Below are 13781 nucleotides of genomic sequence, written 5' to 3'. Positions count from 1 at the left end.
GCGGGGGCCGGTGCGGCAGACTGCGGGCGTGGGAGCGATGGAGTGGATCGGTGCCGGGTCGCTGGCGGCCTGGGTGTGGCTGGCGCTGGCGCAGGGCTTCTTCTGGCGTACGGACGTACGGCTGCCCGCGCGCGAGGACCCGGAGCGCTGGCCGCCGGTCGCCGTGATCGTCCCGGCGCGGGACGAGGCCGCCGTGCTGCCGGTGAGCCTGCCGTCCCTGCTGGCGCAGAAGTACCCGGGGCGGGCCGAGGTGGTCCTCGTCGACGACGGCAGTACGGACGGCACGGGCGCGCTGGCCCGGGAACTGGCCGCCGGTCAGGGCGGGCTGCCGCTGACCGTCACCGCGCCCGGCGAGCCGGAGCCGGGCTGGACGGGCAAGCTGTGGGCGGTACGGCACGGCATGGCGTTCGTCCGGGAGCGCGGTGACGCGGAGTACGTGCTGCTGACGGACGCGGACATCGCGCACACCCCGGACAGCCTGCGCGAGTTGGTGGCCGCGGCGCGCTCGGCCGATCTCGACCTGGTGTCGCAGATGGCGCGGCTGCGGGTGGTGTCGCTCTGGGAGCGGCTGATCGTCCCGGCCTTCGTCTACTTCTTCGCGCAGCTGTATCCCTTCCGATGGGTGAACCGGCCGGGGGCGCGCACCGCCGCCGCGGCCGGGGGCTGTGTGCTGCTGCGGCGTGCGGTGGCCGAGCGGGCCGGTGTCCCCGACAGCATCCGGCACGCGGTGATCGACGACGTGACGCTGGCCAGGGCCGTGCGGCGGGCGGGCGGCCGGATCTGGCTGGGGCTGGGCGACCGGGTGGAGAGTGTGCGCCCGTACACGGGTCTGGGCTCGCTGTGGCGGATGGTCTCGCGCAGCGCGTACGCCCAGCTGCGGCACAACCCGCTGCTGCTGGCGGGGACGGTGGCCGGGCTCGCGCTGGTCTACCTGGCGCCGCCCGTCGCGCTGGCGGCCGGTCTCGCGGCCGGCAGCGCGACGGCCGCGGCGCTGGGCGGCGCGGCGTGGGCGGTGATGGCCGGTACGTACCTGCCGATGCTGCGCTACTACCGGCAGCCGCTGTGGCTCGCGCCGCTGCTGCCGTGCACCGCGCTGCTCTATCTGCTGATGACGGTCGACTCCGCCGTCCAGCACTACCGGGGGCGCGGGGCCGCCTGGAAGGGCCGGACGTACGGGGCGCCCGGAGCGTCCTGAGCGGCGCTCACTTGCTGGCCGGGGACCAGTTCAGTCCCCAGCCATAGGCCTCGTCGACGGTGCGCTGCGGGCTGACGCCCGGCGCGGGCACCAGGTAGCGGGCCTCGCGCCGCACGACCAGCTCGCTGCCGGTGTTGGTGATCAGGGCGAGGGCGCAGACGTTGGACGGGACGGTGCACTCGTCCAGCGAGAAGTCGACGGGGGCGCCGTACTGCGGCTGGAGCGTGACCGTGGCGTGCAGCCCCTCGAAAGCTCCGGGCGCCCGCGTAGACGGTCACGAAGACGAGGATGCGCCGGATGCGGTCCTGGTGGTCCAGATTGACCGTCAGGTTCTCGCCCGCCGCGACGGCGCCGGTGCGGTCGTCCTGGTCGAGCTGGATGTACGGCGGGGTGTGCAGCGCGCCGAAATTGCCGCCGATGGGGTGGACCACGCCCGCGCTGCCGTCGGTGAGTTCGTACAGCGCGCACAGGTCGAGGTCCAGGTCGCCGGACTGCGGCAGCAGCGCGCCGCGGGCGCCGAGCGCCTCCATGGTCTTGCGGCCCAGCTTCTTGCCCAGGCGGGCGGCGGGTTTACCGGCCTGCTGCCAGTTCAGGTTCACCCGCATCGCGCCCGAGGTGCCGCCCTGCTTCGTCAAGGAGACGGCCGGGGCCTCCTTCGTGAGGGTGACCTTCGACAGGCTCACGGGCGGCGCGGGCGCGGGCGGCGGCGCGGGCGCCCCGTACGGGGGCGGAATTGACGCCGCCGGTTGCCCGGTGGGCGGGGCGGGGTATCCGGTGGGCGGGGCGGGCGGGGCGTAAGGCGCGGCGGGCGGAGCGGCCGGGGTGAAGGCCGGAGGGGCCGGGGCGGCGGGCGGCGGGGCCGGGGCGGCGGCCGGGGGCTCCTCCTCCACGCTGATGCCGAAGTCCGTGGCCAGCCCGGCCAGCCCGGTGTCGTACCCCTGCCCGACCGCCCGGAACTTCCAGGCGCCCTGCCTGCGGTACAGCTCCCCGAGCACGAAAGCGGTCTCGGAGGTGGCGTCCTGGCTGTCGAAGCGGGCCAGTTCGGCGCCGCCTGCCGCGTCGAGCACCCGGATGCACAGCCCGGCGACCCGGCCGAAGGCGCCCCCGTCGGCCGAGGCGGCGAGCACCACCTTGTCCACGGCGGGCTCCAGCCGGGCCAGGTCGACGGCCAGGCTGTCGGTCACGGTGCCCCCGGCGGGCCGCTTGCCCTCGTGGCGGACGGCTCCCGAGGCGTGCGCGGGCTGGTTGTAGAAGACGAAGTCGGCGTCGTCGCGGACCCGTCCGGCCGTGGTCAGCAGCAACGCGGAGGCGTCCACGTCCGGGGTGCCGGGTCCGGTGCGCCAGCCCAGTTCCAGCCGTACCGACGTGGCCGGTACGGCGACATTGCTCCCCTTGGGCATCGACATCGTGGCGCCTTCCTCTCGCATCGCTCGCCGGGCCCCCGTGCGGCGCCCTCCTTCACCGTGGCAGGTTCCAACCTACTTGCCGAAAAATGTCCGCCGTTCATCTGATGTGGACACGGCCTTTACACGATCCCTACGGGCGATCGCGACCGATTTTGCCAAGTTCGCTCACATTGTGGATCGGAGGCTGCACGCGACACGTGAAACAACCCTCTTTTCAGGCTCCCCAACCGGCACATCGTGGGCTTAACTTAAGAGGTATGACCTCCCCCCGCTCTACCTACGGCGGCGGCTACTACGCTTCGCCGTCCTTCCCGGACACCCCGATCTACGACTCCCTCGTCGCCGAGCGCGGCACCCCGCAGATTGCCCCGATCCGGGTCGAGTTGTCCTATGACACGGGCTCGTCGTACATGCCGGCCCTGCCGTCGGCGCTGCCCGCGCTTCCCGCCGCGCCCTCCCAGCCGTATTCCGGCCAGGGCTATCCGGGCGCCGCGGCCCAGCCGGTCGCCCCGCTGCAGAGCGCCCCGGCGCCGTACATCCCGCAGCAGGCGGCGGGCCCGCGCGGCTACCCGGCCCCGCAGCAACAGCCCCAGCGCCCCGCCGGGAACGGCGGCACGGGATACGACGCGATGCGCCCGGCCGGCCCGGTCGCCCCGCGGCCCGCGCCGTCCCCGTACGACGATCCGTACGGCGGCCGCCAGCAGTACCCCCGCGGGTACTGACCTGGACGATCCGTACGCGGGCGGAGAAGCCGGTCCTGCGCGACCGGGCGGCACCGGTGACGGGGCCGCCGCAGGGGCCTGGCAGGATGAGGGTGTGCTGAACCCTTTCCTCCAGGCCATCCACCGGTATCCGGTCAAATCCGTCGCAGGTTCGGGACCCGGCGAGGCGGTCGTGGAACCGTGGGGGCTCGCCGGGGACCGCCGCTGGATGCTCGTCGACGCCGGGCGCCGGTTCGTCACCCAGCGCGCCCGGCCGCGGCTGGCCACGGCCGCCGCCGAGGAACTGCCGGGCGGCGCGCTGCGCCTGACGGCACCGGACCTGCCGCCGCTGACCGTCGAGGTGCCGGAGCCCGGCGCGACGGTCACGGTCGAGGTGTGGGGGGACAAGGTCGAAGCGGTGCCCGCGTCCGGCGCCGCCGCCGAGTGGTTCAGCGGCTTCCTGGGCGCGGCCGTGGAACTGGTGCACCTGGACGACCCGGCCGGCCGGCGGCCCGCCGACCCCGCGTACGCACGGCCGGGCGAGACCGTCAGCTTCGCCGACGGCTTCCCGCTGCTCGTCACCACCACCTCCTCGCTCGACGCCCTCAATTCCCTGGTCGCCCAGGGCGGTCACGCCGAGGAAAGCCCCCTGCCGATGGACCGCTTCCGGCCGAACGTCGTGGTGGACGGCACCGCGCCCTGGGACGAGGACGAGTGGCAGCGGATACGTATCGGAGAAGTCGTCTTCCGCGTGGTGAAACCGTGCGGCCGGTGCGTGATGACCACCACCGACCAGCGGACCGGGCAGCGCGGCAAAGAGCCGCTGCGCACCCTGGCCCGCCACCGCCGCTTCGGTGACCAGCTTGTCTTCGGCCAGAACCTGATCCCGGAGGGCACCGGCACCCTGCGCGTCGGCGACCCCTTCGAGGTGCTCGCCCGCCGTCCACGCGCCTGAGTCCCGTACGCCACACACCTGACGCCCCGTCCGCCGCCGCCCGGCCACGCCCCGGTCCGTGGAACGCGGGGCCGCATTGCGGGCGCGTGTCCGGCTGCCTACAGTGAGCGCACGGCGAAACCGCCAGCGGGGGCCGTGGGGAGTGTCTAGGTGCCGATGCCGTCCTGGGAACCGCCCGGAGACCGTCTCATTCCGGTGCAGCACATGCGTCCCGGGGACCACGCCTTTGTGAGCTACGACGATGACGAGGTGCGCTGGGAGGTCATGACCGCCTTCGTCCGGCTCGGCCTCGCCCAGGGCGAGAAGGTCATGCTCTTCCCCGATCCATGGCTCCCGGAGGCCGAGGTGCTGGCCCGGCTCGACTTCACCGGACGCAGCACCGTGACGGCCCGTGAACGGGGGCAGTTGGTGCTGAGCAGTATGCGCGGCCTGATCCGCCCGGACCTGCGGTTCACACCGGAGCGGCAGATCGGCCGGCTGCACTCGGAGACGTCACGGGCCGCCGACGAGGGCTTCACCGGCCTGCGGGCCTTCATCGACATGCGGTGGGTGCCCGACCTGAACGCCGACGTGCGGGTGATGATGCACCGTGAGACACACGCGGACGCCCTGTTCGACGGGCGGCCGTACAGCGAGATCTGCGCCTACGACCGCCGCTGGTTCGGCCGCGAGGTGCTGCACGCGATGGACCGGGCGCACCCGCGCAGCCTGCTGGACCGGCTGGGCACCCTGCAGTCGGTGCGCGGCGCGGACGGCAGCGTGCGCTTCATCGGCGACGCGGACGCCAGGGCCCGCCACGCGTTCACCACCGCCCTGGAACTGGCGCTGTCCGGCACCTGCGGCGTCCGCCGGCTCACCGTCGACCTGACCCGGCTGCACCTGTTGTCGGCCGGCTGCGCCGGCGCGCTGATCGGGCTCGCCGACCAGGCTGAAGACCACGACCTCGTCGAGATTCGCTGCGACCACGTGCAGGCCCGTACGCTGCACCGGCTCGGCGCGGGCGCGGTGCGCCGGCTGACCACGACGGAGGTGGTACGGCCGTGCTGACCCCGGAACCGGCCATGTCCGAGGACGGACCGGTCGATATGCGGAGCACCACCTGTCTGCTGCAACGGCGCTTCACCGCACGGCTGCTGCCGCAGCTGCGGCTGCTGGTGGAGGAGTGCGCGGTCCGCGAGGGCCTGGCGGAGCCGCGGCGCGGGGAGTTCGTCCTCGCCGTGGACGAGATCGCGGGCAACGCCGTGGAACACGCGGGCGGCTCGGGACGGCTGGTGCTGCGCCGCATCGGTGACGAACTGGAGTGCCGTATCAGCGACTCCGGTCCCGGCTTCAGCGAAACCGTGATCCCCGAACTGCTGCCGGGGCTCGACGGAGCACACCACGGGCGCGGGCTGTGGCTCGCGCGCCTGGTGGCGGACCGGTTCGTGGTCCGCGAGGGCAACGGGGGCGCACCCGAGGCCCGGGGCGCCGAGGTCACCCTGGCGGTACGGGTGCAGTGAGGCACGCGCGGACGCGGTGACGGGCGCGCGTGGTGACGAGCGCGCGGGCGCGGTGGCGTCAGCAGGGGCGCGAACCGTACGCACCGGACGCGCCGGGGCGCCCGCCCCATTCTCCCGATGGCCGTTACTCGCAGTCCCGCAGCCACTCCTGCGCCCGGTCGCGCACGATCTGCTCGCCGTGCTGCTCGGCCGCGTCGTCGTGCTCGTACCCCAGTGCGTCCACCACCGCGACGACCCCGTCGATGCGCCCCGCCAGCCGCACCGCCACGGCCACCTCGCTGCTGCGCGCCAGCCGCCCGGACAGCGTGACCACCCCGGCCCGTACGGACACGCTGACCGCGCCGGGCTTGAGGCCGAGGGTGCGCACCAGGACATCGGTGATCAGCTCCTCGCGGATCTCCTCGTCCGGGCGCAGGAAGACCTTCAGCAGGTCGCTGCGGGTCACCAGGCCGCACAGCCGGCCCTCCGCGTCGACGACCGGCAGCCGGTCCAGCTTGCCGGCCACCATCAGCCGGGCGGCCTCGGTGACGGTCTGGTGAGGGCCGATCGTCACCGGCGGCGAGGTCATCAGCTGGCCCGCCCGCAGACTGCGCTGCCTGGCCCGGGCCGCGCGGGCGCTGCCGGTCAGCCGGCGGCGGTTGTACCAGCGGTTCTGCAGTATGTCCTGCGCGGCCTGGCGGAACATCAGGTCCGTCTCGGAGATGACGCCCAGGACCTTGCCGTCGGCGTCCACGACGGGCAGTCCCGTCTTGCGGTGCCTGCTGAGCAGGTTGACGACTTCCCTGAACGACGTGTTGTAACGCGCCTTGACGACCTCGGTGTTCATGAGCCGGCCGACCTGTCGGTGATCCATCGCGGGGCCTCCCTCACGCCGGGATACAGTGTCGGCCGCCGCCGGGGGCGGCTGAAGGTCGCGCACCCGGCGTTACGGTTCGCGCCCCTCAGGTGAGGGAGGGCCGCACGCGGCCCGCACCGTACGCGGCCCGGCTCCCTCGTCCACCCGGGGACCGGGCGGCCTCGGCCGGTGCTTTCGCTCCCCGTTCGCCCCGTCCGTGCATGACCCGCGCCGCACCGAGGTACCTGCGGACACGGAGAGGGGGCACGACGTGGTACGAGTCATCGCGGGACTGTGGCAGTGGCGGCGCAATCCGCTGCGCCGGACGACCGACCTCCTGGAGGCGTGGGTGGCGCTGGCCGCCGCCCTGCTGATCGCGGTGGGCGGCATCGTCGCGGGCTGCGCCGCGGGGAGCGCCGCGAAGGGCGCGCTGCTGCGGTCCGTACGGACGCAGGCGCAGGAACGGCACCAGGTCTGGGCGACGGCGGACCGGGCCGTGCCGCGCGCCGCCGTGGACTCCGACCCGGAGGCCTCCGCCGCGCGCGACATGCATCGCCGGGTGGACGCCCACTGGACCGCGCGGGACGGCAGCGGGCACAGCGGCCAGGTCGCCGCGCCGCGCACCGTGCAGCAGGGCGGGCGGTTCCGGATCTGGACCGACGGCCGGGGGCAGGTCGTGCCGCGGCCGATGGACGCGGGCACCGCCGGGGCGCACGCCGTGCTCGCGGGGCTGGGCGCGGCGGCTGTCGCGGCGGGCGCGGCCGAAGGCGGCCGGCGGCTGGTGGTGCGGCGGATGCTGGTGTGCCGGTACCGGCGCTGGGAGCGGGCGTGGGAGCGCGCGGGCCAGGACTGGGGCCGGGCCGGAGCGGGCAGCTGAACGGCCGCGGCGGACAGGGTCGGGGGCCATGGCGCCTCGCCCCGGGCGGCTGCCGGACCCGCGCGCGGCCGGTCCGTACGGACGGTCCGGGCACTCCCGCACATACAGGCTGACCATGTCATCCGGGGCCCGCCGGGCGCGCTACGGTGGAGCGGCCAGCCTCCCGGCTGGGGTCCCGGGCACACGAACGCGGACATACGCGGACGTACAACTGCCGGGCCGGTAACAGCCGCACGAGGTGGGGGCACGACAGCGCCATGGCACAGGGCTCGGTCCAGGTGACGCACACGGGCACATCGCGGTGGCGGCGCCGCACGGGCGAGTACAGCTCGCTGGCCGCGGCCCTGGACGCCGCCGGGGACGGCGATGTGCTGACGGTGGGCGCCGGTACGTACCGCGAGAACCTGGTGCTGCTGCGCGCGGTGACGCTCCGGGGGCCCGAGGGCGCGCGCGGGTCGGTGCGGATCGCGCCCGCCGACGGCGTGGCGCTGACCGTGCGGGCCTCCGCGACGGTCCAGGACCTCCAGCTGGAGGGGCAGGACTCGACCGTGCCCGCGGTGCTGGTGGAGGACGGGGCGCCGGAGCTGGACGGGCTGCGGGTGGTGACGCGTTCCGCGTCCGGCATCGAGGTGCGCGGCGGCGCGCGCCCGACCGTGCGCCGCTGCACGGTCGACAATCCCGGCGGGGTGGGCATCAGCGTGCTGGACGACGCGGGCGGCATCTTCGAGGAGTGCGAGGTGGTGGCCGCGGGGCAGTCCGGGATCGCGGTGCGCGGCGGCGCGCACCCGCGGCTGGAGAACTGCCGGGTGCGGCACGCCTCGGGCGCCGGTCTGTCGGTCGACGGCGAGGGCAGCGGCGTGGAGGCGTTCGGCTGCGAGCTGTACGAGATCAAGGGCGCGGGGGTGCAGGTGGCGTCGCGGGCGAGCGGCCAGCTGACCGACTGCTCGGTGCACCGCACCTCGGCCGACGGCATCACCCTGGACACCGACGCGGTGCTCACGCTCGCCGACTGCGACATCCACGACATCCCGGAGAACGCGGTGGACCTGCGGTCCCGGTCGGTGCTGACGCTGACCCGCAGCACGGTGCGCCGCTTCGGCCGCAACGGGCTGTCCGTGTGGGACCCGGGCACCCGTGTGGACGCCAACCAGTGCGAGATCCACGACAGTACGGGCGACTACCCGGCGGTGTGGGTCAGCGACGGCGCCACCGCCGTACTGGACGCGACGCGGGTGCACGACGTGCCGGACGCGCTGTTCGTGCTGGACCGGGGCTCGCGCGCGGACGTGGTGGACTCCGACCTGTCCCAGGTGCGCAACACCGCAGTGTCGGTGAGCGACGGCGCGACCGTGCAGCTCGACGACTGCCGCATCCGGGAGGCGGCGACCGGTGCCTGGTTCCGCGACCACGGCAGCGGCGGCACGCTCGCCAACTGCACCATCGACGCCGCGCAGACCGGCGTGATCGTGACCAAGGGCGCCGACCCCACCGTCGAGCGCTGCACGGTCGCGTCGCCGGTCGAGGCGGGTTTCTATGTCTCGGCGGAGGGGCGCGGGACCTTCGACGCCTGCCGGGTGACGGGGAGTTCGGGGTACGGGTTCCACATCATCGACGGCTGCCGTACGACGCTGACGCGCTGCCGTACCGAGCGGTGCGCGCGCGGTGGGTACGAGTTCGCGGACGGCGCGGCCGCGCAGGGCGAGGGGTACACGGGCGGCCCGACCGTGCGGGACTGCACCAGTGACGAGAGCCGCGCGGTGGGCGAGGCCGCGGTGCCGGTCGCGGCGGTGCGGGCCCCGGCGGGCGTGCCGGCGACGCAGACGGCGGGGCTGCTCGGCAACGCCGGGCTGCTCGGCGGCGTACCGGCGCCGAGCGCGGAGCCGGCGCCGCCCGCCCCGGTTCCCGACGAGGCCGCCGCGAGCCGCCCTTCCGACGAGGTGCTCGGCGAACTGGACAAGCTGGTCGGCCTGGAGAGCGTCAAGCGCGAGGTGCGCAGCCTGATCAACATGATCGAGGTGGGGCGCCGCCGCCAGGAGGCCGGGCTCAAGGCCGCCTCGGTCCGCCGCCACCTGGTCTTCACGGGCTCCCCCGGCACCGGCAAGACCACCGTGGCCCGGCTCTACGGCGAGATCCTGGCCTCGCTGGCCGTGCTGGAGCGCGGGCACCTGGTGGAGGTGTCCCGGGTGGACCTGGTCGGCGAGCACATCGGCTCCACGGCGATCCGTACACAGGAGGCGTTCGACCGGGCGCGCGGCGGGGTGCTGTTCATCGACGAGGCGTACGCGCTCTCGCCGGAGGACTCCGGGCGGGACTTCGGGCGCGAGGCGATCGACACACTGGTGAAGCTGATGGAGGACCACCGCGAGGCGGTGGTGGTGATCGTGGCCGGGTACACGGCCGAGATGGAGCGCTTCCTCGCCGTCAACCCGGGTGTGGCGTCCCGCTTCTCACGCACCATCACCTTCGGCGACTACGCGCCGGAGGACCTGCTGCGGATCGTCGAGCAGCAGAGCGAGGAGCACGAATACCGGCTGGCCGACGGCGCGGCCGAAGCACTGCTGAAGTACTTCACCGCGCTCCCCAAGGGCCCTTCGTTCGGCAACGGCCGGACCGCGCGGCAGACGTTCGAGGCGATGGTCGAGCGGCACGCGGGCCGGGTCGCTCTGCTGCCCGACCCGGACACCGACGCTCTCACCCTGCTGTACGCGGAGGACCTGCCCGACCTCCCGTGAGCCGGGAGGCCGGGTGGCTGACGGGTCGTCAGGCACCTGCGGGCGGCTCCGGTTCGGCGCGCTGCCCCGGCAGGCAGGCCCCGAGCCGGGCGATCAGTTCGGCGCGGGTCTCCTCGAACACCGGGTCGGACTGGTAGTCGCCGTGCCCCAGGATCTGGGCGGGCAGCGGGTGGTGCAGGGTCCGCCCGAAGGCGAGCGGGTCGCGCAGCGGGCCCAGGTCGATGGCCGGGCCGTCCGCACATGTGAGCCGCACGGGCCCGCCGATGGGGTCGGTCAGCCGCCACAGGTTGCGCCAGTCGTCCATCTCGCGGTGCAGCCCGGTCAGCGCCTCCGGACCGAAACAGGCGGGGAACCACCGTCCGTACAGGCGCTCCAGCGGCGATCCGTACGTGAGCAGCGCGACGCGGCTGCGGGTGACCAGGTCCAGCTGCCAGACGGCCGCCGCCGCCAGCACGCTGCCCTGGGAGTGGCCGGAGATGACCAGGTGGCCGTCGTTGCTCTCGGTCCAGGTGGCCATCCGCCATGTCAGGTCGGGCACGGCGCGCTCGGCGTAGCAGGGCGGGGCGAAGGGGTGGGCGGCGCGCGGCCAGAACGTGCCGACGTCCCACAGGATGCCGACGGTACGGCGGGTGGAGCGGTCGCGGTAGGCGCGCCAGCCCATCACCGCGAGCAGCAGCACCCCGGCTCCCATCAGCCAGGAGCCGAGCGATTCGGCCGTCGCGGCGGCCGTGTGGACGAGCACCGGGGCGTGCTCCGTGGCCCGGCCGGGCGCGCGGTCGGTGAGCCAGGCGCCGGCCACGGCTCCGGCGCCGAGGACGAGGGTGACCAGGCAGACGGCGCCGACCAGGACCGGCGCCGAGTCGGTGAGCCCGGCCCGCGCGATGGTGCCGGCGATGCGGCGCGCCCGCTGCTCGTCGGGCCGTTCCTGCTTGTCGTACAGGCCGGGGATGTCCGGTTCGACCTTGCGGCGTACCAGCGCCATCTGGACACCGGCCAGTACGGCGAAGGCCGCGACGACCACCAGGAGGACGGGGAGCACCGACGCCTGCCAGGACAGCAGGACGGGCGGACCGGCGATCGGGGCGCCCGGCCCGCCGGGGGTGGCGCCGCCGTCCAGCCAGTCCCCCAGCCGCTGGGCCGCGCCTCCGGTGAGCACTCCGCCCAGCGCGCAGCCCAGCAGGGCGACGGCCGCGCCGTGCAGGCCTTTCAGCGCCGCGCGGCCGTCGCCGTGACCGTGCCGGCGGGCGGCGTTCTGGAGCAGGCCCGCGGTGACGACGAGGCCGAGGACCAGCAGGCCCTGGAAGACGACGAGGCCGCCGAAGGCGCCGCTGCCGGGCAGCCGGTCGCCGCTGACCCAGCCGGGCCGCGCCCAGGCCGTGTGGACGGCGCAGAGGACGAGCGCGGTGAGCGCGGCGAACGGCAGCGCCCTGACCAGGAACCGGTCGCGGTGTTCGTCCGGTTCGGCCTCGGAGCGCGCGGTGCGGCACACGACCCAGACGGTGAGCGCCGCCAGCAGCAGGACCAGCGCGAGCAGGACCCGGCCGAAGGCGGGCAGCGGGCCGCCGCCCGTACGCCGGTCGAAGTCGACCGCGGCCACGAGGAGCGCGGCGGCGATGGTGAGCAGCCCCGCGGCCGTGTGCGCGGCGCGCAGCCTGGCCACCACCCGGCGGCCGTACCAGAAGCCGCGGCGGGTCAGCGCGGGGCGCTGGGCGGGCGGCACGTCGCGGGAGGTGCCGGGGCGGCGCGGCGGCGGCGAGGCGGACTCGTACGCGCTCCACGTACGGCGGGAGAGCCACCACAGGAAGCCGACGATCAGCAGCGGGAAGAGGGCGGCGATCACGATGCGACGGCCCGGCCCGCTCCACGCGCCGCCCTGTTCGGGACTGAGGAAGCCCATCCAGGACTTGCCCGCCGCGCAGGCGGCGCTGCCCGCGCACTGCCAGGCCGTCAGGTCCAGGGCCACTTCGCAGGCCGCGGCGGCGAGCAGGACGGTGAGGCTGAGCGCCAGGAGGCGGACGAGGATGTCGTAGACGTGATGGCCCCGGTGGCGGGACGGGGCGGCGGGGCGCATCCAGTGGGCGAGGTTGGCGACCATGAAGGGCAGCAGGACGAGCCACAGGGCGCGGGCGCCGTTGCCGGAGGTGAGGTTGCACCAGCAGTACGCCTCGCGGACCGGTTCGGTGCGGTAGTCGTCCGGGCGCTGTTCGGCGTCGGCGTCGACGGCCCGCCGGTACACGGCGGCGGTGTCGTCGCCGGTGACCAGGACGGTGCGCGGGTCGCCGAGCATCCTCTCGGGCGTGGTGCCGCCGACGCCGTGCACGAGGAGTTCCAGGGCGAGTTGCCGCTTGCCGGTTGGTGCGCCGTCCTGGGAGTTGCCGGGCGGGTCCGGGGCCGTGTCCGGCCCGTCCGGAGTCGCCGGGTGGGTGCCGCTGCCGGTGTCCACTGGTCTTTCCCCCGATGCCGTACGGTGTCGCCGGTCGGCGCCGCACGGTACCCGGCGGCGGCAACCGCTGTCATGTCATCTTCAACCAGGCATCCGCGATTCCCCGCGCACGCCCCTCGCGTGTCCGCTTCTCCTCCCTTCCCGGTTACCCGGGCGCGCACCCCACCACGGCGGGGCGGATGCCGCCGCGCCCGCGTGCGAGGATGAGGGCGAAACGGCAGCCGGGCGGAAGGGACAGGCCGGGGTGAGCGACAACCAGAACCTCCTCGCGGAGCAGCGTCGCGCTCTGATCCTCGACGAGGTCAGACGGCGCGGCGGCGTCCGCGTGAACGAGCTGACCCGCAGGCTCAACGTCTCGGACATGACGGTCCGGCGCGACCTGGACGCCCTCGCCCGGCAGGGCATGGTGGAGAAGGTGCACGGCGGGGCCGTCCCGGTCAGCGAGCCGAGCAGTCACGAGCCGGGCTTCGAGGCCAAGTCGGGGCTGGAGCTGAGCGCCAAGGAGGACATCGCCAAGGCGGCAGCCCAGATGGCGGCGCCGGGCGGCGCGATCGCCCTGGCGGGCGGCACCACCGCGTTCGCCCTGGCCCAGCAGCTGCTGGACGTACCGGATCTGACGGTCGTCACCAACTCGGTGCGGGTCGCCGACGTGTTCTACAACGCGCAGCGGGCGGCGGCCGGCGGTCCGGCGCCCCGGCCGGGCGCCGCGACGGTGGTGCTGACCGGCGGGGTCCGTACACCCTCGGACACCCTGGTGGGGCCGGTGGCGGACGCCGCGATCCGCTCCCTCCACTTCGACGTGCTCTTCCTCGGCGTGCACGGCATATCCGTGGAGGCCGGGCTGTCCACGCCCAACCTCGCCGAGGCGGAGACCAACCGCCACTTCGTCCGCTCCGCCCGCCGGGTCGTGGTGGTCGCCGACCACACCAAGTGGGGCACGGTCGGCCTCAGTTCGTTCGCCTCGCTGGAGGACGTGGACGTGCTGGTGACCGACCGCGGACTGCCGGACCAGGCGCGCGAGGAGATCGCGGAGCTGCCGCCGGAGCTGGTCGTCGCGGGCGAGCCGGGCGACGGCACGGATCTCTGAGGGGCGGGGCGGCCGGGGCGGCCGGGGCGTACGGCTGCCGGGCGGTACGGC

General features: G+C 74.6%; 11 protein-coding genes. 8 read left to right on the top strand and 3 right to left on the bottom strand.

What is annotated here, in order from left to right; all coding sequences use genetic code 11:
• Positions 1 to 37: 37 nt before the first annotated feature.
• Complete coding sequence (locus ACFV57_RS17055) at positions 38 to 1195, top strand: glycosyltransferase (protein WP_385232080.1); 1158 nt, start codon at positions 38 to 40, stop codon at positions 1193 to 1195.
• Here ACFV57_RS17055 and ACFV57_RS17050 read toward each other — a convergent pair.
• On the bottom strand, positions 1135 to 2595 hold the full coding sequence (locus ACFV57_RS17050; protein ID WP_385232077.1) for a TerD family protein: 1461 nt from the start codon (positions 2593 to 2595) through the stop codon (positions 1135 to 1137). The genes ACFV57_RS17055 and ACFV57_RS17050 overlap by 61 nt on opposite strands.
• Before the next feature lie 263 nt (positions 2596 to 2858).
• Between ACFV57_RS17050 and ACFV57_RS17045 the strand changes: the two genes are divergently transcribed.
• The 4 genes from ACFV57_RS17045 to ACFV57_RS17030 all read left to right on the top strand — a co-directional run bounded on the left by ACFV57_RS17045 (position 2859) and on the right by ACFV57_RS17030 (position 5756).
• Positions 2859 to 3323, top strand: a complete 465-nt coding sequence (locus ACFV57_RS17045) for a DUF6643 family protein (protein WP_385231969.1) — start codon at positions 2859 to 2861, stop codon at positions 3321 to 3323.
• Positions 3324 to 3417: 94 nt separating this feature from the next.
• On the top strand, positions 3418 to 4257 hold the full coding sequence (locus tag ACFV57_RS17040) for an MOSC domain-containing protein (RefSeq protein ID WP_385231966.1): 840 nt from the start codon (positions 3418 to 3420) through the stop codon (positions 4255 to 4257).
• Between the two features lie 228 nt (positions 4258 to 4485).
• Positions 4486 to 5304, top strand: a complete 819-nt coding sequence (locus ACFV57_RS17035; RefSeq protein WP_385231963.1) for an MEDS domain-containing protein — start codon at positions 4486 to 4488, stop codon at positions 5302 to 5304.
• Between the two features lie 38 nt (positions 5305 to 5342).
• Positions 5343 to 5756 (top strand): ATP-binding protein, encoded by a 414-nt coding sequence (locus tag ACFV57_RS17030; RefSeq protein WP_385232074.1) that lies wholly within the window; start codon positions 5343 to 5345, stop codon positions 5754 to 5756.
• Positions 5757 to 5880: 124 nt separating this feature from the next.
• On the opposite strand, the gene ACFV57_RS17025 is transcribed toward ACFV57_RS17030, so the two are convergent.
• Positions 5881 to 6609 carry a CBS domain-containing protein gene (locus ACFV57_RS17025; protein WP_385231956.1) on the bottom strand — a complete coding sequence of 243 codons (729 nt, stop codon included), beginning with the start codon at positions 6607 to 6609 and terminating at the stop codon, positions 5881 to 5883.
• A gap of 253 nt (positions 6610 to 6862) precedes the next feature.
• On the opposite strand from ACFV57_RS17025, the gene ACFV57_RS17020 reads away from it, so the two are divergent.
• Together ACFV57_RS17020 and ACFV57_RS17015 are read left to right on the top strand one after the other, a co-directional pair.
• Positions 6863 to 7468, top strand: coding sequence for a hypothetical protein (locus ACFV57_RS17020; protein WP_385231953.1), 606 nt, complete (start codon positions 6863 to 6865; stop codon positions 7466 to 7468).
• A gap of 257 nt (positions 7469 to 7725) precedes the next feature.
• Positions 7726 to 10200 carry a right-handed parallel beta-helix repeat-containing protein gene (locus ACFV57_RS17015; RefSeq protein ID WP_385231950.1) on the top strand — a complete coding sequence of 825 codons (2475 nt, stop codon included), beginning with the start codon at positions 7726 to 7728 and terminating at the stop codon, positions 10198 to 10200.
• A 28-nt stretch (positions 10201 to 10228) separates the two neighbouring features.
• Here the strand turns inward: ACFV57_RS17015 and ACFV57_RS17010 are convergent, their stop codons facing one another.
• Entirely contained in the window at positions 10229 to 12643 is a 2415-nt protein-coding gene (locus ACFV57_RS17010; RefSeq protein ID WP_385231947.1) for a hypothetical protein, read from the bottom strand.
• Between the two features lie 244 nt (positions 12644 to 12887).
• On the opposite strand from ACFV57_RS17010, the gene ACFV57_RS17005 reads away from it, so the two are divergent.
• A complete protein-coding gene (locus ACFV57_RS17005) occupies positions 12888 to 13730 on the top strand; it encodes a DeoR/GlpR family DNA-binding transcription regulator (protein WP_385231944.1) in 843 nt (280 codons plus the stop codon).
• Positions 13731 to 13781 lie beyond the last annotated feature (51 nt).

It is taken from the genome of Streptomyces sp. NPDC059788 (assembly GCF_042732265.1).
GTDB lineage: Bacteria > Actinomycetota > Actinomycetes > Streptomycetales > Streptomycetaceae > Streptomyces.
The sequence above is the reverse complement of the archived record's forward strand: the minus strand, read 5'-3'. Positions and strand labels throughout refer to the sequence as shown.

Bases quoted from the DNA above. Each gene is read 5' to 3' on its own strand.
- ACFV57_RS17025 (WP_385231956.1), bottom strand. From the start codon at position 6,609: ATGGATCACCGACAGGTCGGCCGGCTCATGAACACCGAGGTCGTCAAG.
- ACFV57_RS17045 (WP_385231969.1), top strand. From the start codon at position 2,859: ATGACCTCCCCCCGCTCTACCTACGGCGGCGGCTACTACGCTTCGCCG.
- ACFV57_RS17050 (WP_385232077.1), bottom strand. From the start codon at position 2,595: ATGCCCAAGGGGAGCAATGTCGCCGTACCGGCCACGTCGGTACGGCTG.
- ACFV57_RS17030 (WP_385232074.1), top strand. From the start codon at position 5,343: ATGCGGAGCACCACCTGTCTGCTGCAACGGCGCTTCACCGCACGGCTG.
- ACFV57_RS17055 (WP_385232080.1), top strand. From the start codon at position 38: ATGGAGTGGATCGGTGCCGGGTCGCTGGCGGCCTGGGTGTGGCTGGCG.
- ACFV57_RS17015 (WP_385231950.1), top strand. From the start codon at position 7,726: ATGGCACAGGGCTCGGTCCAGGTGACGCACACGGGCACATCGCGGTGG.